Source organism: Amycolatopsis sp. NPDC033938 (assembly GCF_055575975.1).
This window is the reverse complement of sequence record NZ_JBVIRO010000022.1, coordinates 12802-36770: the sequence shown is the minus strand read 5'-3', so window position 1 is coordinate 36770 and position 23969 is coordinate 12802. Positions and strand designations below refer to the sequence as shown.

Sequence of the window (23969 nt, the reverse complement as noted above, 5' to 3'; positions counted from 1 at the left end):
TTCACGACCCGTTCGGCGGCAGCCCCTCGACAATCAGCCGCCTGCTGTCTGTGTTGCGGCTGCGCAAGACGGCGATCTCCTGATAGGCGGCTGACTCGTTCCATGCCCGAGCGGCCTCGGCGCTCGGAAACTCGACCACCACCAGCCGCCCGGGCTGCCATTCGCCTTCGAGGACGCTGAAAGCCCCTCCGCGCACCAAGTACCGCCCTCCGAATGGTTCGAAGGTGGCGACGACCTTCGACCGATACTCGGCCAACTCCGCCGCGTCACCCGTCAACGTCACATCCGCGATCACATAAGCAGTCATAAGGGCGGACCATACCGACAACGCTCTTGATGCGAGATCAATCGCCCCGGGTGAACGTTTCCGGTCACAGCACTAGACGGCCGTCGGCTTCCTCAGCGCCTCCGTCACCGCCGAGATGCTGTGCTCCCCATGTCCCAGCTCAACTGCTCGTTCGAGAAGCTCCTGCAATGGAGCCCGCCAGGAGACGTCGATATTCGACTCCTTGCCGAGCTCCTCGTCGTGTGCGGCCGCCGCGAGAAAGAGATTCACGGTGGACATGGGTTCGCTGTAGTCCCCCTTGTCGATTTCGCTCGCGAAGATCGGCAGCACGGAATTGATCATCTCGAACCACTTGACGGTGAATCTCACGAGTGTGGCGGCCTCCAGACCACGAGCTTGGACAGCGGCTGCTCCCTGGAAGAATCCGACCAGCGCCGGCAACAACGTGCCGCCGACAGCCATCTCGTACAGGGCCGCGAGATCGGATTCGTCACCGACGTGGACCGTGTCACCACCGAGCACCTTCAGTGTCTCGAGGTATTCGTCGAAGACCTTCTTGTCACCCGCGTAGTAGAGCAATGTGTCCGCGGCTCCGACCGCGGACGGCACGTTCTTGATCGCGCCGTCGAGGAAACGTGCTCCGTTTTCGGCTGCCCAGGCGGCCATTCGGCGGGCGTCCGCGGGAGACCCGGTGTTCAAAGTGACCAGAGCACGGCCGGTGACAGCCTCGGCGGCCGGTTCGAGGGCCTCGAGCGTATCGTCGTAAGTGGTCAGGCAGGCGATGACCAGAAGGCCGTCCGTTACGGCGTCTTCCACCGTTTCCGCGTGCCGGGCTCCCTTGGCCACCAAGGGCGCGGCCTTCGCCGCGGTCCTGTTCCAGACCGTTGTGGGGTGCCCGGCCTCGATGAAGGCCTCTGCCAAGGCAGCACCCATCGAGCCGAGACCGATGACAGTCACCGGTGTACGGCCGTCTTGAGTCATGTTCGTGCTCCAGTCGATTCGAGTTTCGGAAAGGCGTGAACTATTGAGGGGTGAGGCAAACGTGGCGTGACCGGCTCACCGCCTGGCGGCAGGCGAGGAGCTCCCCGCTGAGGCGGGACGCGTCGCGCGACTGTCCACAAGGGACATCTTTCAGGGACTCGCTTGTCCGATTGATGACACTATGCGTGGTTCCCCGCGCAAAACCGCACAAACTGCCCAAATCAGACAGTCTTGTTCGGAAGAGTGTCCCTTGTGGACGATGGGGCGCGGCCCGGCTTCCGTCAGCCAGCCCAGTCCCGCGCCGGGACACGCCACATTCGCCCTACCCCTCAATAATGTCAAGATGAAGTTCCAGCGCCTAGAACATGGTCACGGCTCACAGAAGTTCTATCAAGTACTTACTAATATTTCGGGTACTTACAAGAATGTTCGTAGTGGTCACACTTCACGGGCCGGGCCAGGCGTCAGGCGCGGTACATCCGGGATCCTTTGAGGACTTTGTCGACGGCGTTCTTCGGGCCGTGCAAGGCCAAGCCGACGAGGTCCAGGTCATCCCGCCGGACCGCACGGACCGCCGCACGGTTGTCCCGGTCATTGCCCGTCGAGAAGAGGTCCGAGGTGAACACCGACATCGGAAGACCGCGCGTCACCGCGCGGGAGTGCGCCGAGGCCAGTACTTCCTTGCCACCGGAGAAGACCAGGACGGGCTGCCGGAACATGGCGAGGTACGAGGTGCCGTCCGCGTCCTCATAGGGCTCGCCGACGAGGTCAGGAAGGGCGGCCGCGATACCGCTGACCAAGAAGGCCGACACGTTGAGGCTCTGCCAGGCGAGCAGGTCGTCCCGTAACAGGACCGCGATCTTGGTGTCGAAACGAATGGGTTCCACCTCCCCCACCGTGCCCGCCTCGCGTGCCTGCGTCTTGTACATTCTTTGCATGTCATCCGGTCCGCAGATCGCTGCGTGGCGGCCCTCGATCAGCGGCCTGATAGAGGTGTTCCACGCCCGTTTCTCCGAACACCGGTACCCCATGCACACGCACGCCGCCTGGACGCTCCTGATAGTCGACCAGGGGGCGGTGAGCTACGTCCTGGATCGTCACGAACACGGCGCGGCGAGGTCCGTGGTGACCCTGCTGCCGCCCCACGTCCCGCATGACGGACGCGCCGCGAACTCTCACGGGTTCGGCAAGCGTGTCCTGTATCTGGATCCCGCACTGCTGGGTCCGGAACTCATCGGGGCCGCGGTCGATCGCCCGGCCATCCCTGATCGCTTACTGCACACCCGCATTCACCAGCTGCACCAGGTCCTGAAGCTTCCGGACGAGGAGCTTGAGACCCAGAGCAGGCTGACGCTGGTCTCCGAGCACCTTCAGCGGCACCTCCGGCGCCAGGAGAGCAGACCAACCGAACCATCGGACGCACCCCTGGCCAGGAGTCTTCGAGACCTTCTGGACGCCAGGATCCGTAAAGGTCTGTCGCTGTCCGATGCGGCCTCGCTGCTGGCCGCGCATCCCGCTCACCTGGTCCGGACCTTCACCAAGGAATACGGCATCGCGCCACATCAGTACCTGACAGGCCGGCGCGTGGACCTCGCGCGGCGGATGCTCCTGACCGGAGCACAACCGGCAGACGTGGCAAGTGCCGTGGGCTTCTATGACCAAGCTCATCTGAGCAGGCACTTCAAACGACTGGTCGGCATAGGCCCAGGCCGGTACGCGCGCCACCGCTGAGCGGCGATGGCCTCATCTGCTTGCTACCACCGCGGCATCGAGCGTCCGGTGCCAGACAAAGACGCGGGTGATGGAGAGGATTCCCTCTCCATCACCCGCGTTTCTCCCGCCTGGACCGAGCGGGCCCCGTCAGACACAGGACGAAGTGATGCACCGATTCACCGTTACCACAAAGACCGATACCGCCTCCGTCACCTCGTACACGGTGCGGCATCCTGATTCCAGGACTCGCGCCCTCCGCAGCCTCCGGATCATCGCGCTCTATTTCGATTACCGCAGGTCTCGCCGACTATCAATACTCACGGTTCCGCATCGCACACCCCCTATCCAGAGTACGTGCTCACACAGCACGACATGCGCTATCACTTCTCGAGTATCACGAAGGAAAGGTCTTCATTCAAGCTGTGGACAATGCGAAGAGCCATCTGGCGATACCGTTCAAGATATAGAACTTCGCCGGGTCAGACACCTTCGACAGCCCCTGGCGGGAGGAAGTCCACACCGTACTGGCTCGCCACACTCAGCCCCTCCTCCATGTTCTCGGTCTTGTCCAGCTTGTCGAACAAGGAAGCCAGCTGACCGGCAGGGCTCACCCAGAACAACGCTCTGGTCGGCACATCGCCGCGGTTGTAGTACGCGTGTGGAAGGTTCTTGGGCATCCGCACGGTGTCACCCGGGCCGGCTGTTTCCCATTTCCCATCGATGTAGAGGGTGAAGACCCCGTTCAGAACGTAGATGTGCTCATCCTGTCGCGGATGCACGTGCGGTGGCACCCCGGTTCCAGGCGGGTCATACGTCTCGAACGCGAAACTCGACTCACTGGATGATTTCATCGTGTAGGTATGGCCGAACACGTTCCACACCTTCGACCCCATGGCCTCGTTCGCGGGGGTGATCCCTTTCGGCAGCGGGCCGAGCACGATCTCTTCGTCTGACATGGCACCTCCTGATGAACGTACCCGCCACTATGCCCGGTCCATGCCGGGCTGCCAACGGACTCCGCCTGCGTGAAGCCGGCTTGAAGTCCCGCGCGTCAGACCGCGGACCGGTCGCTGGTTCCACACGATTCTCGGCACTCCGGCCGACTTGGGACGCGATGTGACCCACACCGGAGCACTTTGGCGATACTTCCCTGTCCAGGACATAATCGAACCTTGGCGCGCGTTCTTGCAAGAACTTGACAATTTTCGAGTACTGACAACGAGGCAAGGAAGAAGCCGGTGCAGCCAACCCAGAAGCGCAGGTTCACCTGCGGTCTCGATGCAGCGATCGCCGTGATGGGCGGAAAATGGAAAGGACTGATCCTGTTCGCGCTCCAGGACGGGCCGCTACGGTTCGGGATGGTTCGGCGCGCGGTACCCGGCATCAGCGAACGGGTGCTGATCCTTCAACTGCGCGAGATGGAAGCCGCCGGCCTGGTCCACCGCGAGGTGTATCACCAGGTCCCACCCAAGGTGGAGTACTCACTGACCGATTTCGGCGAGACACTCAACGACGCGATGGCTCCCCTCGGCTCCTGGGGTGAAGAAAATCTGGAACGCATCGAGGAGATCAAGTGGTAGCAGATCACCAACTCACCCTTGCGGGTGATGCAGCTGAGAGCGTGCACTCATCCTTGCGCCGAAAGAACGATTTTCTGTGACGAAGGCGCGAAACTCGTCATCGGATTCGTTGCCGAACCCACTTGTCGAGCACCTCCCACGTCATGCACATAACCGAAACACTTCGATCACCGAGTCTTGGTTGACTCCTCGAAGATCGCCTACTTAGCTGCTTGGATCACCGTCCCGAAGACAAGCATCATGGGAGGCGCACGGTAAAACACGCTTACCGCGGCCGATTCGCGTCATCGCCCGGCCACCGATCGAGCACCTGTCCCGTCGGCACCGAAGAGCGGCATGACTTGGACACCCGGGCCTGAACCAGGTCGACTTCTGCAGCTCCACCTACGCGCGTACCTGAAAGTGAAACAGCTGATTCTCACCAAACGAAACGCTTTTAGCCTTCATCGAGATGGGACGTCCCCGAGAGCCGATCGTATCCTCGACTCGCTGCTCGGAACGTCACGTCACTCCCGGTTGGCACACGGTGGCCACAACGTGGTCGAGGACGGGATGGTCACGAACCCGGCGACAGTCGATCGTCGTCCGCACCTTGGCAACGGACCTGTGGATCAGGGCATCCATTAAGGGCCCTGCACCTGAACTCGCGATCTCTCATCTACCGCCTCGATCCCGGTGAACCTGCGCTTCGCCGCTTCCAGCAGATCCGCCCAGCTGGAAACATCCGGCCGCCGCCGCAGCAGCGCCCGCCGTTCCCGTTCGGTCATACCTCCCCAGATACCGAAGTCGATCCGGCCATCGAGCGCTTCGGCGAGACATTCCGTCCTGACCGGGCAACCGAGGCATACCGCCTTGGCCCGGTTCTGTTCCGCTCCCCGGACGAACAAACCGTCCGGATCGGTGTCGCGGCACGACGCATTGACCCGCCAGCTCGACTGGCTGGTTTCCATACCCCCAGCTCCCTACCCTGGTGTTCGACACACCACGGGAGGACGAAAAGCCTGCGCTCCTGCCCCCATGAGCGTGTCTCCCTCTGTGCTCACATCGGTTGAGCCGACACCTCCCCGGCGCCTCCGTTCGTCGGAACGACCGGTCTCGAAAGCCTCGTCACCGACGAGATACCGATGACGCTGAAAGAGTGTCATCGGCGGGATTCCGGTCGCCGAGGCCAGCCGCCACAGCTCCCGAGCTCGCACGCTGGCCGCACAGAGAAATTTTTTGTCACCCGCAGACGATCTACATCTGATGTTTTTTGTCTCATCCATAAACAGCATGCGCTCCATCGGCCCCAGGGATCACACCTTGAAAGCAAGGCGTATCAGCCTTCTTTTTTCGTGTCAACACTCAACACCGACCAGCCCTTGCTATCACAATCCGGGGTCGCTCTCAAGAAATACGGTTTCATTCCGGCTTCAGCCACATGACGCGGACCGCGATCCCCAGGTCAGAGGAAGGATGAAGACTCCGCACACAGCCGATGTGGTGTCCGTTATCGAACTCCCGTATTTGTGCATCTCGCGCACCTTGCCGTTCGTGGACGAAGATGAAAATCTGCGGTCGCCTGAACCATGGGTCTCTTGACGCCACTGGTCAGTGTCGTCGACCCGCAAGGCGGCTTCGACCCCCTGGGCCGAAGGGCCACTGGCTGGCCGGCAACACGTTCGAGTACGACCGAGACCGCATGGGGTTCCTCATGCGGTGCCATGACGAATACGGCGATGTCTTCGCCACGACAAGAGGACGATCGTCGTACGCGATCCGGATCTCGTGCACACACTGCTGACCCGGACCAACGATGACTTCTCCAGCGAGAGCTCCCCGGTCGCCACCCGATTCGACGCCACCCGTAGTGCGGCGGACTCACGGTTGTGGATGACCGCGCGGCGCTCGGGGTGGCGAGGACTGAACCAGGACGCCGCGACGGCCCACACCACGAGACTTCGTCTGCTGTTCGAACGGCGGGTGAACGGCACGGCGGGCCGCGAGGTCGACGTCCTCACCTTGATGGAGGCATATTCCGGCTACGCGGCAGCAGACTTCTGCCTTGGCCCCGATGCCGACGGCATTCCCGAAGTCGTCGTCGAAAGCACCAAAGCCATCGCACCGCTTTCCGGTAGGTCCGAAGTGCTGCCTTCCTGGTTCCCCTCCCCGACCCTCAGACGTTTCCGGCTAGCACGCAAGAAGACACTCGACGTGCTGACCGAGAAGGTCGCCCACAGGAAGTGGGCCACCGTTCCCGAGCACCTCGTGATCTTCTCGATGTCCTCCTGGCTGCGCGGCCCGCGCTGAGCGAGATTCAGGCGCAGCGACTCATCAGAGGCATCCTGCTGGCCGCGTATGGCGTGCCGGCCGCGTCGATGGCATGGAACCCAAAACCCAGATCATGTTCAGCCCTTACCTGATGCACCGCGACAGCCGATGGTGGCCGTCCCCCGATTCCGCGGACCCCGAACGTTGGTTGAACGGCGGCAAACCGATCCACAAGTACGCCTACATCCCCTTCGGCGCCGGACCTCGGGTATGTCTGGGCACGCGTCTCGGCGTGACGCAGCTGGTGCTCACGATGTACTGGCTGACCAGACACTATCGAGTGATCGCGCCAGACGCCTTGGCGGTCAAGCCTGTTTTCCACAACCTGCTCGCGCCATACGGGTTCCGGGCGACCTTCGTCCCGAAGTAGAGCCAGGTGGCCGCCGGTTTCCGGCGGCCACCGCGGCTCACGAAGCCCGGGTGCCGCGCAGGAGTGCGGCGATACCGCCAGAGCTCACCAACAGGAGTACGACAGCCGCGTAATAGGCGGCGTGATAGCCGGCGAGTGTGGACGCAGGCGTCTCCGTCGAGCCGACCGACGCCGCGAGTGTCACCAGCGCGGCGACTCCGACGCTGCCCCCGAGCTGCTGCGCGGTGACGTTCAGCCCTCCTGCGACACCGTGATCACCTTGCGGAACACCTGTCAGGGAGGCCGCGGTCATCCCGGCGAAAGCGATGCCCTGGCCGATACTCATCACGACCACGGCAGGAAGAACGTGCGCCCAGTAGCTGCCGTCCAAGGGGGTCAAGGCCCACAACGCCACACCCGCCGCTATCAGCAGTAATCCGGTGATCAACAGCCTCCGCTGTCCGACCCGGACCATCACGCGCCCCGCCATGGTCGAACTCAGGACCACGACCACCCCCATCGGAAGAATCGCCAAACCAGACTGCAGCGGCGAATACCCCAGTAGTCCTTGGAGGTACAGCGGCGCGAAGAACAGCACCGCCAGCACGGCGGTGAAGAACGCCACCGCCGCTACGGTGGCGGCCGACACGGTCGCCTTGCGGAAGATCGCCAGATCCAGAAGCGGGTTCGCGGTGCGCGCCTCCCAGATCACGAACGCCGACAACAGCACCGCCGAGATGACCAGCGACGAAAGCGTCCACTTGTCGTCCCAGCCGGCGTGCCCGGCCCGGCCCAACCCGAACACCGCCAAGAGGAGTCCACTGGTGACGATCGTGGCGCCCACGATGTCCAGGGGTTCACGGTTCCCCTCGGAGCGAGGGATGACAAGGCGAACCGTCATCAGCACGCCTATGCCGATGACGAGGTTGAACATGAACACCGCGCGCCAACTGAAGAAATCGGTCAGCACACCTCCGACGACGACACCCGCGCTGAAACTGGAGGCCCCGACCGAGGTGTACACGGCCAAGGCCCGGTTCCGCGCGGCTCCCTCGGGGAACATCTCGGTGACCAGCGCGAGTGACGCGGGGCCCGACAGCGCGGCTCCCACCCCCTGCAGCGCCCTCGCGAGCATGAGGATCCCTGCGGTGGGGGCAGCGGCGGCCAGCACAGTGGCCGCCGTGAGCAGCCCCACGCCCAGGATGAACACACGACGACGCCCGAGAACGTCCGCCGCCCTTCCGCCGAACAGGAGGAATCCGGCGAAGGTGACCGCATAGGAGGTCATCGTCCATTGGAGGTCCGCGTTGTCGATACCGAGGTCCTGCCCGATAGCGGGAAGCGCGGCGTTGACGACGGCCACACCTCCCGCGTCCAATGCCAGCGCGGCGGCCAGGACGACGATCGCGAGCCTCCGGCGCCGGGCCTCATGGAAGTCCGGCCGCGACACCGGCTCGATTTCGGAAACCATCGTGATGTACTCCTGTGCGTGGACTGGACGCACCCCCGCGCACGGATGATCGGCCTACGGGTGTGCTGGATGAGGGGCCGGCACGAACACGCTCGCGATGGGTGCCGTCCGCGTCAGCAAAACAGGGAAGAACCCCACACGTCCAAGGCTTCTCGCCATACGCTGCACGTATAGGTCACCTGGTCAAGAGAGGCACGAGATGGACGTCGACACCCGTGTCCTCCGGTATTTCGCCGCGGTCGCCGAGGAACTCAACTTCACCAGGGCCGCCGAGCGGCTGTACGTCACCCAGCCGTCACTGAGCAGGCAGATCCGGCAACTCGAGACCGACCTCGGCGTCACCTTGTTCACCAGGACCAGCCGTGAGGTGCTCCTCACCGCCGCCGGTGAGGCACTCGTGCCGCTCGCCACCGCACTCGTGTCCGACTGGCAGACCGCGCAGCGGACGGTACGCGGAGTAGCCGCGCTGGAAGGCCGGGTGCTGCGCATCGGGTTCGAAGCATCCGGGGCTGGCCCCCTCACGAACAGGGCGCGTGCGCGGTTCGCCCAGCGTCTTCCGGATGTCGTCATCGAACCCAAGCGGTTCGATTGGGGCGGCGAGGTCGCGGCGGTCCGAGACGGCCTCGTCGACGCGGCCTTCATCTGGCTGCCCGCCGACACCGAGGGTCTGCATACCGAAGTCGTCGCGCGGGAGCAGCGGATGGCGGGACTCGCCGCCGGTCATCGCCTGGCGGAGCGGAACAGTGTGACCATCATGGACCTGCGGACCGAACCGGTCATGTGGACGAGCAAAGCACCCAGACCCTGGGTGGACTGGTGGGCGGTGAACCCGCGCCCAGATGGCTCAGAACCGGTGTGGGGACCGCAGAACGACAATGTCGAAGAGATGCTCGAGCAGGTCGCGAGTGGCTTGGCGATCTGCATCGGGCCCTCGTCGATGGCGACCTACTACGCCCGGCCGGACCTCGTCTGGCTGCCGATCACCGATATCGAGCCGTTGCGGATCGCGTTCGCCTACCCGGTGTCGAGCACCAATCCTCTGGTCGCCGCCTTCGCCGCGGTCGTCAGAGAACTGGCCGCATAACCACATAATGGCGTCACCAAAGGAGTTTCCCGGCGGCGGGTCGATCGACCCGCCGCCGTCGGGGATTCCGGCTACCGGACGGGGATGTCGACTCCGTGCTCATGGGCCGGACGCGGGCCGACGATCCGACGCTCCGCCTCGCTGATCGCCAGATCGTTGATACTCGCCTCCCGGCGCGACATCAGTCCCTCGTCGGTGAACTCCCACAGTTCGTTGCCGTAGCTGCGCCACCATTGGGCCTCGTGGTCGTGCCACTCGTACTGGAAGCGGACGGCGATCCGGTTGCCGCGGAAGGCCCAGAGGCTCTTGCGCAGCGCGTAGTCCTGCTCGCGTTCCCACTTGGCGGCGAGGAACTCCACGATCGCGTCGCGGCCGGTGACGAAGGTGTCTCGGTTACGCCACACGGAGTCGGGCGTGTACGCGAGAGCGACACGGTGCGGGTCACGGGTGTTCCAGGCGTCTTCGGCAGCCTGGACTTTATTCAGGGCCGTTTCCTCATCGAAGGGCGGGAACGGCGGACGGGACACGGGCATGAGGTTTCCTTCGTGGTGTGGGGCCATGGCCGCGAGGGGACGAAGGCGGGCGCGGGGCGGGGCGGCCGGTCGCACCATCGCCGCTGCGCTCAGGCCTGGGAACGAGGGGTGACGGTGACCGGCCAGTCGTTCTCCACCTTGGCCAGCACGTTGAAGTAGTTCGTCAGCACGTTGAGCGCGAGGTGACCGACGACCTCGCCGATCTCCGCGTCGCTCACACCCTCGGCTCGCGCGGCTGCGATCGCGTCCTCGGCGACCGAACCACGGGAACGCAGGATCTCGTCGGACAGCCTGAGCAGAGCAGCGGTGTGCGGATCAGCCGACTTCACGTCACGGGCGGCCTCGAGCTCGGACTCAGGAAGCTTCGCCAGCGCGCCGGAGAGGGCAAGGTAGCCGCGCAGCAGAGCAGGGCTGTTCGCCATCGCCTTGGTTATGTTCGGAGTGGTGCCGAGGGCCTCTTGGACCTGATCGAGCAGCTCCTTCGCGGCACCTGTGGCGGTCGCGGGATCGATCGGAGCGAACGTGATGGGCACGGTGGACCTCCTGAACCGTTTCTAACGGGTAGATAAGCTATTTACCGTTAGAATTCAACCGCACTCCTCTTCGGACGTCAAACGCTTGGAAGGTGCTCCATCCGTTAGAAGACGCTAGACTGGACACATGCCCACCCCGCAGCTCCCCACCGCCCCGCTCCTGGGACAGGCGCTGCCGATCGAGCTGATGAACACGATCTGGGCCGACCGGCACGGCGTTCACGACTCCCTTGCTTCGATCGAGGACGCTCGGCGGTGGCTCGTCGCCCTGCGTCAGCATCGACAATCCGTACCCGAGTGCGCCGACGAGCTGTCCAGTCAAGGACTGGTGCGTCTGCGACACCTGCGCGATGCGCTGCGCCGGCTCGCAGCCGAGCGGACCGGCGATCCCCGAAAGCCGGCAAAGTCCGCGATCACGAATCTCGGAACGGCCATCCAGACGATCAACCAGAGCGCCCGGCTCGCACAAACCTGGCCGACTCTCGTAGTCACCGACGACGGCGTCGTCACGGAGAGGCCCCAGACAGCAGGCAGACCGGACGAAGCGCTGATCAGCACACTGGCCACCGAAGCCATCGGGCTCCTCGGGAAGTGGAACGACCTCGACCTGCGAGCCTGCCTCGCCCCGGGCTGCGTGCTCTACTTCGTCAAAGACCACCCACGCCGCGAATGGTGCTCAGCCGCCTGTGGCAACCGCGCCCGCGCAGCAAGGCACTACGCCCGCCACGGCCGAGCCGACAACGCCGAACAGACCCACTGACGGATCCCGCCATCCCATGCCCAGGCGTTCAACGTGATCTTCCGAGGAAAAGCTTCCCGTAAGCATCCGGGCCCTTGAGCAAGCGGCTCGGTTCTCCGCCCGCCGAGGGCCATATCTGCAGGAGGTGCACTTCTTCACCATCCGGCGCGTGGTTCCTGCGCCGACGGCTCATACGCCCGGAAGCATGAACCCGGATCGCATGCCAACCCGGGGAGAACACGGGCAAGGCGGCTTGCAGGGCTGAGGTGCCGGAGAGCAGGTTGACCGTCTGCCCGGCGACACGGAGCGAACGTTCCGCGATCGCCTCCCACCCCGGCGCGATGTTCTCCGGCGGCCCGTCGAGCATCTCGACGATGACGTCCAGATCTCCCCACTCCATCCCGGTGAGGACGACCATCCAGCCCTCTTCACCGGCGGTCAGCCCGTCCGCGGAGTCGACCCAAGCCGACGCCACCCCGAACGGGCCGGAATCTTCGACGCGATACTGACCATCGCCGGTCACCACCACGACTCGCCGTACGTACACCATGTCCGCGGCCAACTCCTTTACCCGCTCGGTACGGCCGAACGCCTGCCGCGTTCGGCCGTACCGAGCGTCAGCAAAGGTCAGGCGTCCTCGTAATAGTGGACATCACCGTCCGGGCCGTGGGTGAAGAACGGGGCGACGGGCCCGATCTCCGGCGGCGCGTACTCGGCATAGATCTCATAAGGTGCCGCGGGTGAACAAATCGGGTTGATCTGAACGATGCAGTTGCGAAGCGAACCGCTGTACTTCGCCTTGACATGCCGCGGCCGCTGATCCTCCACAATGGCCGGACCGGTGGTGACCTCCCAGCCTGTCGCCGCACCCGGCCCCGTCGTGCCGACAGTCTGCGTCGGCACCGCCGAGCTGACACCCACATCGTCGAAACAGAGTTTCAGCGCCACATCCACATAAGCGACGCGGAGGGTGATGGTGCTACCCGAACCGAGGAAATAGCGCTTGGTGTAAGTCAAGCAGCTCTCGGCCTTTTCGTCCGCGTGCACGACCGTCGGCGCCAGCGCCGACGCCATCACGGCCGCGGCGGTGAGCAGTAGTGCCTTGCGTATCTTCATCCCAACTCCCGAATCGAGTTCCATCCAAGGGCAACGCGATGCTATCCGAGTTTGTTACTTGCCAACCACGTTTTCGGATTTTCGCCCGCAAGAGAGCACGCATTTCAAGATAAATAATCCTGCATCAATGAAACTCGACTATGCATGGAAGAAAAGGCTTCACGGTCGATAGGTCACATTTCACAATTCCAGGAGAGCCTCGCCCGCTATTGAGCTAGCCTCGAGACGTGCGAATCAAAATGATCTTCGTGGTGCTACTGACCGGCTTGCTGGCTACCGCGGGAACGGCGATCGCCGGAAGCCGCGCCACCGACGTCACCATCGAATGGTTCGACGCCACCGCCGAGGCCTTGGCACCTCACCCCGACCCGTACGTCACCCAGAGCAGGAACTGGGCCGTGACTTGGCTCGGTGCCGCGAGAGCCGTCCGCGAAACGCGGTGCCCGAGCCCGTTCGCCGAAGCGGCGGTGGCGTCCGCCGTTCACACATCGCTGCGCAGGCTCGCCCCCGAGCACGCCGAACGCCTCGATGCCCGGCTGGCCGAAACCCTTCAGCGACTCCCCGACGGGCCGGGCACTCGATGCGGAGTCGAAGCGGGCCGCGCGCAGGCGGCCAAGGTGCTCTCGGAACGCGAAAACGACGGCCTCGACCCCGCTTCGATGAACGCGCCGTTCCCGACTCCTGCCCCAGGACCCGGTGTCTGGCAGCCGACACCACCCGGGTTCCGCGAAGCCAAACAGGCGGGTTTCCGTAAGGCACGTCCTTTCCTGCTCGACCATGCGAACCAGTTCCGCCCTGGACCACCGCCGGCGCTCGACTCGCTCCTCTATCGCCAGGACCTCGCGGAGGTCGCGCGCACAGGCGCCGTCGACAGCGGGGTACGAACACCGGCACAGACCGACACGGCGGCGTTCTGGTACCAGTCCTCGGTCCTGGGATTCACCGGAGTGCTGAGGGCCGCCCTCACCGAATCGAAGGGCTCACCAGCCGACCGGGCCCGGCTGGTCGCGACGTTCCATGTGGCCGCCGTCGACACCGAGATCGCCGTCTCCGACGCCAAATACGCCTACCTCTTCTGGCGTCCCGTCACCGCGTTGCGGTCCGGTGACACCCCGGAGTGGACGCCCCTGCACGTCACTCCCGCCTTCCCGGAGTATCCGAGCGGGCACTCCGGCTACGCGGGTTCGGCCGAGCGGGTCCTGACCGTCCTGCGCGGGCCGATCGCCGCCCGAGAGTTCCAGCTCACCAGTCCGACGGCGCCTTCGGTCGTGAAAACCTACAAGGCATGGTGCGAGCTGACCCGGGACAACATCGACGCCCGTGTCTGGTCCGGCATCCACTTCCGTCACTCCGACAACGTCGGGGCCGGCCTCGGGAGCCGCGTGGCCTCCAACACGTTGGCCGGGTTCGAGCGGCTGCTTTCGTGATACGGCACTTGCCATCCACCTGGCTGGGCGGCACCTCGATGCACCGCCCAGCCAGGTTTCCGCTCAACTTGACCGTCCACGGCGAACCACATGAGCCTGCTCGGCGACCCGCCTGCCGAGGTGTGCCGCGGTGAGCAGATCGGACTTGTGCACCTTCTCCGGCCCTTCGTCGACGTTCGACTGTGCCGCCGCGCCGAGCCACACCCCGAGCCGGTTCAAGTCGTTTTCCGAGGTCGTGCCGGCGTTCCATCCCGGCGGGAGGCCGAGGTTCACCCAGTTCATCCCATGTTGAGCCGCCAGCAAAGCGCCCGCCGAGCCGGGCCTCGCCGAGCCAAGGGACGCCCACATCGACTCGCCGGGCCAGTGACTCCATCTCGGCGCTCGTGATCCCGCCGGCTCCCTCGGCGGTCCCGTGGCTCATCAACGGCGATCGGGCGCAGTCTCCGGTCATCATCACCACCGCGCGGTGCACGACGAGTTCCGACAGAACATCCGAAAAACGCTCGAGCATTTCGGGTAACGGTGCTGCCAGCAGGGTATTGGCCGCACGTAGAGCTCGCCGTGGGTCGGTCCAGTCAGATATAGCCATGTTCAGACAATTTCACCAAGCCGCGCTCGACGGGAACCCGAGGAAACGAACAATGACCGGTACGAACGCGCGCGGAGCGGCACCATTGCGGCGCCGCCCCGCTCAGGCGTGCGACCTGTGGACGTGACGTCACCAATCCCGGCTGCGCATCACTACCCCCTCTGTATCGGACAATGCCGTCATCATCCTCGGCCGTCGCCCGACGAACAAGAGCGCTGCCATGAGAAATCCGGTATCTCCATAACCGATCCAGTATCACCGCCGAACGGACGCCATCCGACCAAGGAAGAAAGTACTCGATTGATTGCATACCTCCCTCGTATGGAGAGCGCGGACAGAGTTCCCTCGGACGAGGCCGTGCCGCGATGTGCACGGTCACAAGAAGGCAGAATCAAACTATCGATCATTCCCAGTACCTGACCCGACGGACTCGCGGTCCTGCCGCTTCTCGCGTTGGCGATCGGCGAGGCCCACCACAGTCGGTGCGTAACGGACCTTCGCACGGCGCGATACCGGCAGCCGGTGGAGGCGACGCTCCACCGGCTATGTCAGGTCTTCGGCGAGCAAGTCCATCAGCAGGCCGTCGGGATCGATGACCAGACGGTGATGACCGTGGTCCCGCACGAGATGGCGAACCAGTGTGCGGGCAGTGTCCGTGCCGAGCCCGCGGCCGTGTGCCGCCGGGTCGAGGAAGATGTCGACCGACGCGTGCCGGTACATCGGGTCGGTCTCCTCCCCGTACTGCACGAGGCCCCGGATCTCGGTGTCTTCGAGAACGACGAAACACACCACGCCGGGTTCGTCGAACGGCCAGGTGGGCGAGTCGTCCACGCTCCCCCAGCGCTTTTTGACTTCGGCGGTTGAGACGATCCGCCGCAACTCTGGAACGTGTTCTTCGGTGACCGGAGCAAGCACGACGCTCTCCCCGCGTAACTCGATACTCACGTCCGACTCCGTTCATCCATACCCGGCTGCCACCCGGATTCGACCAGCACACGTGATCGGCGGTCTCATTCCCATGTGTACCAATGCCTTCCCCGCCGATATGGAGGCCTCACCATGGCCAGACGGCGGAGTGTCCACAAATCCTGGCGATCACTCAAACTCAGCACCCCGTCGCGCCGGACGAGCCAGACTGTCTCGTTGTCGAAATGCAGTACCGCGTCACCGGGGACCACGTCGAGCAGCCCCAGCGTCAACCGGATCATATGGTCTTGCTGCGTCGACAGACCATCGCTGGCGGCGCCGGGTTTGCGGAGACGGAAATAGACCCACGCCGTCGGATCGAAACCGAGCCCGTCCACGAGGAGATCCCAAGCTCTTCCACGGCTCTGCTCGATCCGTCCACCCGCTCTCATCCAAGTGCCCTGCGGGGTCACGACACCCTCTTCCAGCAGTTGATCCGCCGACGAGTCGCCCCCGAGCATGCCCAGCGCCGCCGCGCATTCCCTGAGAGCGAGCGCGACCTTCGAGGCCGACAGAGGGGTCGCCAGGTCAAGACTGTACGAAATGGCCACTCCATGTCCTTACCGACGTTGCGACGAATGAGCCATCAGATCGCCGACAGTGCGCCGCGGTCCCGGATTTCGCCACGGGAATTCCGGAAGGCACGGGGCCCCGACGCCGACCGCACCCGGGAAATCCGATGATGGCGGAGTTTCAACTGGTCGATGCCGCTCTTACCCGCCGGGTCGGCGTCATGTGTCATCGGCTCCGACGACCGCGGTAACGAGTCCTGCGCGACCGACATCTCCACGAGCCCTCCGTGATCTGGCCCCGCCAGGTGCACTGCCCGGCAGATCATGCCCGGCAAGCACCGGAATTGGCGCTCATCTCACCGCGGACCGGATTCAATTCAGCTTCACCGCGACTTCGAAAACGCAAGATTGAGCCAGTGAAATGAAACCGAAAAGAAGCTTTTGGCCACTTTATTCCTCAGTCAAATCATCCGTTAGCATCCGGCTCCACAGTCCATCGACATCGCGAGGTAGAGATGAAACGTATTTCAGCCATGCTGACCGTTGCGACGGCAGGGGCGCTCCTGGCCGCGGCGCCGGCATTCGCGTCGGCCGAGTCCGGATCCCCCGCTCCGCAAGTGCGTCCAGGAGAACTACATGATCGACCCATGGTTGCTGTACGCGGATTAAGACAGGGCTCCCGCCAGCAGGTCGCACCGCTCTTTGAAACCTTCCAAGGAAATATTCAGCGATCCGACCCACCTATCACCGCCGCGACAGTCGAAACACCGCAATCACCGGCCACGGTGACAATTTCCTCGGCACTCGAAGTGGCTCACGAGCCCTTCCTTGCTACCGGAAACCGGTCCAGGTACGGTGCGACCGAAGCGCGATCACGCTAATCGCTCCAGCGGACGCAAAGGATTCGATTCCCATGCCCCTCGTGCGCCGACGCCCCATCCAAGCACTCGTCGTCGGCGCGGTTCTGACCCTCGGCGCTTTTTCACTGAGCTCGGCCTCCGCCCTGCCAAGACAGGCCGAAGTGAACAATCCGGCCCCCTCAGCCGAGGTTGCCGCCGCGGCGGCCGGCTTGACGGCGTCGTACCACGTCCGGGACACGGTTTCCCACATAGCCAAGCTCCGTTCGGAAATGGCTACCGGAGCAGGGCGCTACGACGGTGCAGTCGACGCCGTGAAAAAGACTCTCTCGGGCACCATCACACTACCTCCCACAAAAGACGCCTATTTCGTGGCATTCGGTTTCATGCCGACGACCAGCACCGTGGAACTGACAGCGGACGGCGACCAGGGCGGCCAGTTGCTGAAGAACCCCGGTGACGCGGGCGAGGTGGCGTCGAGACCCTTTCCGGACGGGAAGAAGTACATGTCGGTGATCGCGGACCTCACTCTTCGGCTGAGCATTCGAGTGAGTGACACCAAGGTCGACGGCAAGGTCTTGGACGTAGGGGCCGGCTGCAAAACGGAAAGACCGGTCATAATCAAGACCAAGGGGCTGATCGGCCTGGACAAAGCAGCGCCGCCAACCGCGATGAAAAGCGATTTCGAAATTTCCCCATTTACCGGCTGCGGCGTCCGCGAAAACCTCGACAAACTCATCACCGGCCTGATTTCCGGCCCAGGCAACGAGATGCGAACGAGCATCGCCGTACGCTGCATCGGCACCTGCCCTCCTGACTAGTCAGGGAGCCTTCGGGGATCACTGCCCGGACCAGAAGATCAGTAGCGCTGTGCGATGAACGTCGCGGCCAGGTCCACGCTCCCATCCCGCCCATAGGTTAGATGGCCTACACCTGGTCCTCGGGTGCCCTGCCCGCCGCAGACCGTGTCCCCGGGATTGCAGAGTTCGAGTGCTTTCGGCCCATAGGTGGGACTGGTGGATTTGATCGTCTGTCCGTAGACCCCGCCCAGAGGATTACCGAAAGTCACCACGGCCATCACACGCTCGGCCAGCTCGCTCGGGACGACTTCCCCGGTTCCGAGGCCCGACTTGATCCCGATGGCGCTATCGGTGACGCTGGCGCCCTGGGATAGGCCGCCCAGGACGAACTTCGTGTCCGGGCAGGCGGCCGCGCGCTCGGTGACCTGGCGGGTCATGTTCGTGGCACCGGGGCCGACGCTGCTCTGATCGAGCGATGCCGCGTAGTCGACGGCGTGCCCGGTGATCGCCGTCCCCGGCAAGGCTCGTTGCACGGCGGGAAGCAGCGGAGTGCCGACGACGCCGAGGCCGGGAGATTCGAGTGTCCCGCGAGCGAAGACGATGTCGACATCCGGGCATCCGGCGGTCTCGGCGGCGGAGGCCACCGGTGCCGTGCCGAGCCCCGTCGCCGCCCCGATGGCCAGTACGCTTGCGACGGCGAAGTGTCCTGTTCGTCGGCTCATCAGCTGTCCGCTCCTTCACGTGCGCCTCGTCTGACGATCTTCAGCTTGGCCAACCGGCGCCGTTGTCTCCATACGCCGAAATACGTACTCCGTTCGGACGCACGCCGACTCGATGTCAGGCCCGCCTGCTGGTGACCCAGGTCGCGAGCCGGGCACGTGAGGCGAATCCGAGCTTGGTGAGAATGTGGCCGATATGGGTGTCCGCGGTCCGGGGCGCGATACCCAGTTGGCCGGCGATCTGCCTGTTCGTCAGGCCACGCGCGACCAGCTCGGCGACCTCGTATTCACGCGGGGTCAGCGGGTTGTCCGGCCCGGTGGATGCACGGGGCGTGGTGGCCTGCTTCCCGAGGACGTAGCGCGTGGCCTCTCGGTGGGAGAAGGCGCGGCCGAGGCGGTGGTGCCGCTTGAACGTGTCCAGTCCAAGGGCGTCGATGACGCGCGCCGTAATCTCAGCTCCATGTGCGGAGAACCGGCCGTAGTTCCTGGGGTCCGTGCCGATGGCGGTCCACATCGTGGCGCTGATTCCGAACAGGGTCGCCGACCGCACCATGTCATGGCGGTGGGCCACCGCGCATCCGAGGGCGAAGACCATATGCGGCTCGGCCGAGCGATTGCCGAGGACGTTCTGCAGCCGGAACGCTTCCAGCGCGGCCCGCTCGGCGACTTCCGGGTCACCGTGGGTTTCTTCGATGACGCTCAGCGCCCACCAGTCCCATGATCGCCAGAACAGTTCGCCGACCTCTTCCGCTGCCGCGATGCTCACGGCCAGCAACGCCCTGGCTGTGTCGGGATCGCCGTTGAACGCGGTGGCCTGCCGGTGATGGACTTCCGCGTACACCTCGGCCGTACGAATCCCGTGCCGCCGGAACACTTGCCGTGCGGAGTCGAAGCCGTGGACGGGCCCATCCCCGAAGTAGAGGGCGGCCGTGGCCCGGATGGTCTCGCCGTAAGCCTGGGTGACCTCGTCCGGGAAGGTCCTGACCAGCTCTTCGCCGGCACGCGCGTCCGCCGCGGCGGCGTCGATGTCGCCCCCGAGGACGTCGTACCAGACCCTGAGCAAAAGGCCCGAGGCCCATTCCGGCGTATCGGGCGGAGCGGCGGCCATCTGTTTGACCAGCCAGGTGCGTGCTTCGTTGAGCAGTCCGCACACGGACCAATAGACACCGAGCCGGGTGACCATGCGCAGGCCCGCGACGCCTTCGCCTGGCGTGGTCGCGCAGTAGTCGAGTGCGCCGCGAAGGTTCGCGTGCTCACGGGCCACTCGCCGCAGCCATTCCACCTGGTCGGGGCCGATCCAGCCCTCCGCGTAGCGAGCGGCGAACTTCGCATACCAGTCACGGTGCAGCCGGGCCACCCGCTCAGTGCCGCCCAGCTCGGCCAGCCGCTCCGCAGCGTATTCACGCACCGTCTCGAGCATCCGGTAGCAGAGTTCGCCGCCTGCCTCCTCGGCACTGACCAGCAGCGACTTGTCGATCAGCTCGTGCACCAGGTCGAGCATGTCTTCGGCCTCGACACTGTCGCCCGCGCACACCTCCTCGGCGGCCGCCAGCACGAACCCACCGGAGAACACCGAAGCGCGCGCCAAGACCAGCTGCTCGCTTTCGGAGCAAAGGTCGTAACTCCATTCGATCATCGCACGCAGGGTCTGATGCCGGGCAGGGCCGCCTCTGTTCCCCCTGGTGAGCAGGGACAGCGGATCAGCGAGCCGTGCGCGCAGCTGTGTCACCGACAGCACGCGCAGCCGGATGGCTGCCAGCTCGATGGCGAGCGGCAGACCGTCCAAGCTGCGGCAGATCGCGGCGATGTCGCGGAAGTTGTGCTCGGTGATCTCAAAGGAGGGCAGTACGGCGAGTGCTCGGTCGGCGAACAACCGCGGAGCCTCGTAGCTCTCCAGTTCCTTCGCCGAGCCGACCTCGTCGGCGCCGGGGACCGAAAGCGGTGGCACCGCCAGGACGCGTTCACCGAAAACGCCAAGAGACTGACGGCTGGTGGTGAGCACGCCCAGCTTCGGGCACGCTGCCACCAGTGCGGTCACGAGCCGGGCACACGCCGCCAGGACATGCTCGCAATTGTCCAGTACCAGCAGAAGCCGCCGGTACCGCAGCGTCTCGGTGATCACTTCCAGCTGCGGCCGCGCAGACTGATCGTAGATCCCGAGCCGTTCGGCCACCAAGTTCGCCAGCAGATCCGGGTCCCGCAACTCGCCCAGTTCGACGAACGCCACCCCGTCGGAATAGTCCTGGTCCACGGCGGCTGCGACCATCCCGGCGAAGCGGGTCTTGCCGACCCCGCCCACACCGGTCAAGGTGACGACCGGCCCGACATCGAGCAACTCAGTCGCCTCGGCGACCAGCCGCTCGCGGCCGACGTAACTCGTGCGATGGGCCAGTGACGCGACCCACCGTGGTGTCACACCCTCCACTAGCGGCCCACCCGTTCCTGCGTGAATGATCACTCGGCCGACCAGCCTAATCGCGTTCAGTTCGAGTGGCGAACCGCCGGGCGTCCTTCGGGTGCGCGAAGTCCGCCCACCAACGTGCTCCAGCGGATGACCTGACCTCACGGGACGAACGGATCAGGCCTATTTGCTCCGGCGCCAGCCGATCAGATCCGGTTTCACCACTGGGAGCCGACTGCGCCCACGACCGCTCCGCTTCGGCTGGAGCACGAAGCGATACTCGCGGCGTCGAGGCGGATGAGCCCCGGCGGGTACAGCGTTCGGGGCGTGGCGGGAGGGGCAAGCCTTCACTGCTCACCCAGTTCTTGATCAGCTGATTGGACGGGCGAGACTCGTCGAGGAGCTCTTTCGCTGTCTCGACGCCTGCCACCGGCAACCCGGAAACCAAGAGATTTCCCGGTCTTGGGTGAAGCAGGTGATGAACTCGTCCACGACGCGGTTCACGCCGATGGTCCGGGAAATCGGAAGGGAAAGAACGCCAGCTACGGTCGCCATCCGAGGGAGGGCTTTGCGAATCGGCGTACGTTCACGATTTCAGATTTGCTCGGCGATACACCAAGGTGCCGCATGACGGCACCGACGGTACCGGCTCGCACAAAGGCGCGCGCGAGGGGATCGCGGACGCCGATTTCGACGCCTGCAACACTGACGAAGCAGAAGGAGCGCAGATAGCTGCTTCGCCCCCAGGCACAGCAACTGCTCATCGGGATGCGGAGTGCGACGGATACCCGCGCGGTCGCGATCGGGTCCCGAGCCAGAACCCACATGTCCGTCAGCATCGATGCATCTTTCGTCATCACTGATATACATTGGACAATGAAGACGAGCTGAATTCACACGGTGCGCCACGACCAATGGGCCGCCCTATCGTTCACTGAGATTCTCTCAGTTTGAATCCGTTACTTTTCGCTGGAATTGACAATTACACCTGGAGGGACTGTGAGCGAAAAATTGGGGCGGCGAGCCGTTCTCGGAGGTGCCGCGGCGGCCGGGATAACCATCCTGGCCTCCGAGACTTCTGCGGCCCAGGAGGATCAGCGAGGCAAGGGGCGGTTCGCCGGCATGGTCGTGGTGATCACAGGCGCGACGTCCGGGATCGGCAGGGCCGCCGCCCTCGCCTTCGCGTCGGCCGGTGCCAAGGTCGGCTTCTGCGGCAGGCGAGAAGAACTCGGCCGAGAGGTTGAGCGGGAGATCCGGCGAACGGGCGGCGAGGCGATGTACTTGAAGGCGGATGTCCGGGTGCCCGAGCAGGTACAGGCGTTCGTCGACGGCGTCGTCCAGCGGTACGGCAAACTCGACATAGCGTTCAACAACGCCGGGATCTACCGTGGCAAGCCCTTGCACGAAGTGTCGCTCGAAGAGTGGGAGGACATGCAGCGCACGAATGCGCGCGGAGTGTTCCTCTCAATCAAGTACGAGGTGCCACATCTGCTGAAGGCCGGTGGCGGGGTCATCGTCTGTACCGCGTCCGCGCAGGCACAGCAAACACGCCCGGGGAACGCTGCTTACAGCGCGAGTAAGAGTGCTGTACAAGGCCTGGTGCGCGCGGCCGCCCTGGATTATGGGGCGAAAGGGATTCGCGTCCTGTCGATCGACCCCGGTACGACTGACACGGGCCTGGCCCGTCCGCAGGGCATTCCAGACGACGTGTGGGCCAAGTTCAAGCAGGCGTGGGGCCCTCTCAACGTGCATGGTCTACCCAGGATGGGCGAGGCCAAGGAGATCGCTTCGGCCGTGCTCGCGTTGGCGTCACCTGACTTCGCGTATTTGACAGGTGCTTCCGTCCTCGTCGACGGCGGGCTGAACGCCGGGCGGCCTATGGTCATGCCGCCGGGATTCACCCTCCCCACCTGACGTGGCGGAGCCCTTGGCGTTTCTCAGCGGTGGGGCGACTTGAGTTGAGGCGGAAAGCCTCGTTACGGCCGGATTGACGAAGATCAGGTCCGGCAGCGAAAGCTCTCCACGATCAGTCCACGTCTTCCCACCGCGATTCAAGGCGATCACTCGGGAACGGCTCAGGCTGGTCGCTTCACGAATACCACCCTCCGGAATGGTTTCCGCCAAAACTTCGAACGAACCGTCCGCCGGTGCACGGGTTTCGTCCGGCACTCACCTGAACCCACAACAGCCGGACCGTTCGACCGAAGCTCTCATGAAGCAAGCCCATGGAACGTGAATCCGGAGCCGTTCGACGGCGCCCGCCGGCAGGTCGCTCCTCCCGCCGGCGGACGCGCACTCTGGTCTCCGCAACGCGCAGTCCCCAGACGACTGTTGCGGAGACCAGAGCTATGGCACTTCGACGTCGCAAGGCTGCCAGCGAAGAACCTTCACCGCTCTTGTACACGGGTACGCCGCGACCACAGGGCCCCCGCCGGAACCGATTCCGGCTGGGGAACCGCACGAGGACCGAACCTGGCCAACACCGAACCCTCAACCCTGGGCAGGAGTTGAGGATTCAGGTCTTTCGCCAAAGCCAGGCCCGGTCAGCACTTCCTCAGGGAACTGTAGGCGTTCACGTTGCCGAGGAAGTTCCCAGTGGTACCCGGCTGGTAGGTTCCCGAGCCGCTGCTGTTGTCGTAGTTCTTGTTGACATACGCGCAGAAGTTGCTCGAATTGTTGTTTCGTTGACTCTGGGCTCTATTGTCGAAGTTCTGCAGTGCCAGATCCGGCGAGCCGGTCTGGAAATACGCCATGACCCCAGTGCCGTCCCAGCCGTCGAACAAACACATGTACCCCTGCGGACAGCGATCATACCCGGTTGCGGCTTGCGCGGCCTCAGGAGCCACCGCAAAGACCGAGAACGCAATTGTTGCCACCGATAACACCCTCGCAAGCATGGACATAAGCCATTCCCCTTAATACTCCGTCAATTTCCAATGGAAACAGATCCGGCCGCCGAATCGGCAGATGGTTCTACGACAAAAGTAAGCCTTGTCCAAGATC

At 64.3% G+C, this 23969-nt stretch carries 26 protein-coding genes; 9 read left to right on the top strand and 17 right to left on the bottom strand.

Going from position 1 to position 23969, the window contains the following annotated elements; all coding sequences use genetic code 11:
* Position 1 precedes the first annotated feature (1 nt).
* From ACZ5ZX_RS35955 to ACZ5ZX_RS35945, 3 genes are all read right to left on the bottom strand, one after another.
* Positions 2-307, bottom strand: coding sequence for a DUF1330 domain-containing protein (locus ACZ5ZX_RS35955; RefSeq protein ID WP_465506438.1), 306 nt, complete (start codon positions 305-307; stop codon positions 2-4).
* A gap of 72 nt (positions 308-379) precedes the next feature.
* The gene (locus tag ACZ5ZX_RS35950) at positions 380-1267 is read right to left on the bottom strand and encodes an NAD(P)-dependent oxidoreductase (RefSeq protein ID WP_465506437.1); all 888 of its coding nucleotides are present in this window, start codon (positions 1265-1267) and stop codon (positions 380-382) included.
* Between the two features lie 464 nt (positions 1268-1731).
* The gene (locus ACZ5ZX_RS35945) at positions 1732-2196 is read right to left on the bottom strand and encodes a DUF2000 family protein (RefSeq protein WP_465506436.1); all 465 of its coding nucleotides are present in this window, start codon (positions 2194-2196) and stop codon (positions 1732-1734) included.
* A 7-nt stretch (positions 2197-2203) separates the two neighbouring features.
* Here ACZ5ZX_RS35945 and ACZ5ZX_RS35940 point away from each other — a divergent pair, with 7 nt between their 5' ends.
* Positions 2204-2998, top strand: coding sequence for a helix-turn-helix transcriptional regulator (locus ACZ5ZX_RS35940; protein ID WP_465506435.1), 795 nt, complete (start codon positions 2204-2206; stop codon positions 2996-2998).
* Between the two features lie 461 nt (positions 2999-3459).
* Here ACZ5ZX_RS35940 and ACZ5ZX_RS35935 read toward each other — a convergent pair whose 3' ends face one another.
* Complete coding sequence (locus ACZ5ZX_RS35935; RefSeq protein WP_465506434.1) at positions 3460-3936, bottom strand: cupin domain-containing protein; 477 nt, start codon at positions 3934-3936, stop codon at positions 3460-3462.
* A 339-nt stretch (positions 3937-4275) separates the two neighbouring features.
* Here ACZ5ZX_RS35935 and ACZ5ZX_RS35930 point away from each other — a divergent pair, with 339 nt between their 5' ends.
* Entirely contained in the window at positions 4276-4560 is a 285-nt protein-coding gene (locus tag ACZ5ZX_RS35930; RefSeq protein ID WP_465506531.1) for a winged helix-turn-helix transcriptional regulator, read from the top strand.
* 623 nt (positions 4561-5183) lie between these two features.
* Here ACZ5ZX_RS35930 and ACZ5ZX_RS35925 read toward each other — a convergent pair.
* A complete protein-coding gene (locus ACZ5ZX_RS35925) occupies positions 5184-5510 on the bottom strand; it encodes a WhiB family transcriptional regulator (RefSeq protein WP_465506433.1) in 327 nt (108 codons plus the stop codon).
* Positions 5511-6432: 922 nt separating this feature from the next.
* Here ACZ5ZX_RS35925 and ACZ5ZX_RS35920 point away from each other — a divergent pair.
* A complete protein-coding gene (locus tag ACZ5ZX_RS35920; RefSeq protein ID WP_465506432.1) occupies positions 6433-6849 on the top strand; it encodes a hypothetical protein in 417 nt (138 codons plus the stop codon).
* Positions 6850-6922: 73 nt separating this feature from the next.
* Entirely contained in the window at positions 6923-7240 is a 318-nt protein-coding gene (locus ACZ5ZX_RS35915; protein WP_465506431.1) for a cytochrome P450, read from the top strand.
* Positions 7241-7277: 37 nt separating this feature from the next.
* Here the strand turns inward: ACZ5ZX_RS35915 and ACZ5ZX_RS35910 are convergent, their stop codons facing one another.
* Positions 7278-8690, bottom strand: coding sequence for an MFS transporter (locus ACZ5ZX_RS35910; RefSeq protein WP_465506430.1), 1413 nt, complete (start codon positions 8688-8690; stop codon positions 7278-7280).
* Positions 8691-8889: 199 nt separating this feature from the next.
* On the opposite strand from ACZ5ZX_RS35910, the gene ACZ5ZX_RS35905 reads away from it, so the two are divergent.
* Positions 8890-9774, top strand: coding sequence for a LysR family transcriptional regulator (locus ACZ5ZX_RS35905; protein ID WP_465506429.1), 885 nt, complete (start codon positions 8890-8892; stop codon positions 9772-9774).
* A 71-nt stretch (positions 9775-9845) separates the two neighbouring features.
* On the opposite strand, the gene ACZ5ZX_RS35900 is transcribed toward ACZ5ZX_RS35905, so the two are convergent.
* Positions 9846-10307 carry a nuclear transport factor 2 family protein gene (locus ACZ5ZX_RS35900; RefSeq protein WP_465506428.1) on the bottom strand — a complete coding sequence of 154 codons (462 nt, stop codon included), beginning with the start codon at positions 10305-10307 and terminating at the stop codon, positions 9846-9848.
* Positions 10308-10396: 89 nt separating this feature from the next.
* A complete protein-coding gene (locus tag ACZ5ZX_RS35895) occupies positions 10397-10840 on the bottom strand; it encodes a carboxymuconolactone decarboxylase family protein (protein ID WP_465506427.1) in 444 nt (147 codons plus the stop codon).
* Between the two features lie 127 nt (positions 10841-10967).
* Here ACZ5ZX_RS35895 and ACZ5ZX_RS35890 point away from each other — a divergent pair, with 127 nt between their 5' ends.
* On the top strand, positions 10968-11600 hold the full coding sequence (locus ACZ5ZX_RS35890) for a CGNR zinc finger domain-containing protein (RefSeq protein WP_465506426.1): 633 nt from the start codon (positions 10968-10970) through the stop codon (positions 11598-11600).
* Positions 11601-11628: 28 nt separating this feature from the next.
* Here ACZ5ZX_RS35890 and ACZ5ZX_RS35885 read toward each other — a convergent pair whose 3' ends face one another.
* Complete coding sequence (locus tag ACZ5ZX_RS35885; RefSeq protein ID WP_465506425.1) at positions 11629-12129, bottom strand: hypothetical protein; 501 nt, start codon at positions 12127-12129, stop codon at positions 11629-11631.
* Positions 12130-12206: 77 nt separating this feature from the next.
* Complete coding sequence (locus ACZ5ZX_RS35880) at positions 12207-12719, bottom strand: hypothetical protein (RefSeq protein ID WP_465506424.1); 513 nt, start codon at positions 12717-12719, stop codon at positions 12207-12209.
* Between the two features lie 203 nt (positions 12720-12922).
* Here ACZ5ZX_RS35880 and ACZ5ZX_RS35875 point away from each other — a divergent pair, with 203 nt between their 5' ends.
* Entirely contained in the window at positions 12923-14122 is a 1200-nt protein-coding gene (locus tag ACZ5ZX_RS35875; RefSeq protein ID WP_465506423.1) for a vanadium-dependent haloperoxidase, read from the top strand.
* Between the two features lie 63 nt (positions 14123-14185).
* On the opposite strand, the gene ACZ5ZX_RS35870 is transcribed toward ACZ5ZX_RS35875, so the two are convergent.
* From ACZ5ZX_RS35870 to ACZ5ZX_RS35855, 4 genes are all read right to left on the bottom strand, one after another.
* A complete protein-coding gene (locus ACZ5ZX_RS35870) occupies positions 14186-14404 on the bottom strand; it encodes a hypothetical protein (RefSeq protein ID WP_465506422.1) in 219 nt (72 codons plus the stop codon).
* Positions 14405-15254: 850 nt separating this feature from the next.
* Positions 15255-15656, bottom strand: coding sequence for a GNAT family N-acetyltransferase (locus ACZ5ZX_RS35865; RefSeq protein WP_465506421.1), 402 nt, complete (start codon positions 15654-15656; stop codon positions 15255-15257).
* Positions 15657-15721: 65 nt separating this feature from the next.
* Positions 15722-16228 carry a SitI3 family protein gene (locus ACZ5ZX_RS35860; RefSeq protein WP_465506420.1) on the bottom strand — a complete coding sequence of 169 codons (507 nt, stop codon included), beginning with the start codon at positions 16226-16228 and terminating at the stop codon, positions 15722-15724.
* A gap of 35 nt (positions 16229-16263) precedes the next feature.
* Positions 16264-16467, bottom strand: a complete 204-nt coding sequence (locus tag ACZ5ZX_RS35855) for a hypothetical protein (RefSeq protein WP_465506419.1) — start codon at positions 16465-16467, stop codon at positions 16264-16266.
* 635 nt (positions 16468-17102) lie between these two features.
* Between ACZ5ZX_RS35855 and ACZ5ZX_RS35850 the strand changes: the two genes are divergently transcribed.
* Positions 17103-17867, top strand: a complete 765-nt coding sequence (locus ACZ5ZX_RS35850; RefSeq protein ID WP_465506418.1) for a hypothetical protein — start codon at positions 17103-17105, stop codon at positions 17865-17867.
* Between the two features lie 38 nt (positions 17868-17905).
* Here ACZ5ZX_RS35850 and ACZ5ZX_RS35845 read toward each other — a convergent pair whose 3' ends face one another.
* Positions 17906-18568, bottom strand: coding sequence for a cutinase family protein (locus ACZ5ZX_RS35845; RefSeq protein WP_465506417.1), 663 nt, complete (start codon positions 18566-18568; stop codon positions 17906-17908).
* A gap of 115 nt (positions 18569-18683) precedes the next feature.
* Positions 18684-20981: an ATP-binding protein gene (locus ACZ5ZX_RS35840; protein ID WP_465506416.1), complete on the bottom strand. Its 2298-nt coding sequence runs from the start codon at positions 20979-20981 to the stop codon at positions 18684-18686.
* A gap of 984 nt (positions 20982-21965) precedes the next feature.
* Between ACZ5ZX_RS35840 and ACZ5ZX_RS35835 the strand changes: the two genes are divergently transcribed.
* Complete coding sequence (locus ACZ5ZX_RS35835) at positions 21966-22880, top strand: SDR family NAD(P)-dependent oxidoreductase (protein WP_465506415.1); 915 nt, start codon at positions 21966-21968, stop codon at positions 22878-22880.
* A 629-nt stretch (positions 22881-23509) separates the two neighbouring features.
* Here ACZ5ZX_RS35835 and ACZ5ZX_RS35830 read toward each other — a convergent pair.
* Positions 23510-23842 carry a peptidase inhibitor family I36 protein gene (locus ACZ5ZX_RS35830; RefSeq protein ID WP_465506414.1) on the bottom strand — a complete coding sequence of 111 codons (333 nt, stop codon included), beginning with the start codon at positions 23840-23842 and terminating at the stop codon, positions 23510-23512.
* Positions 23843-23969: the final 127 nt, after the last annotated feature.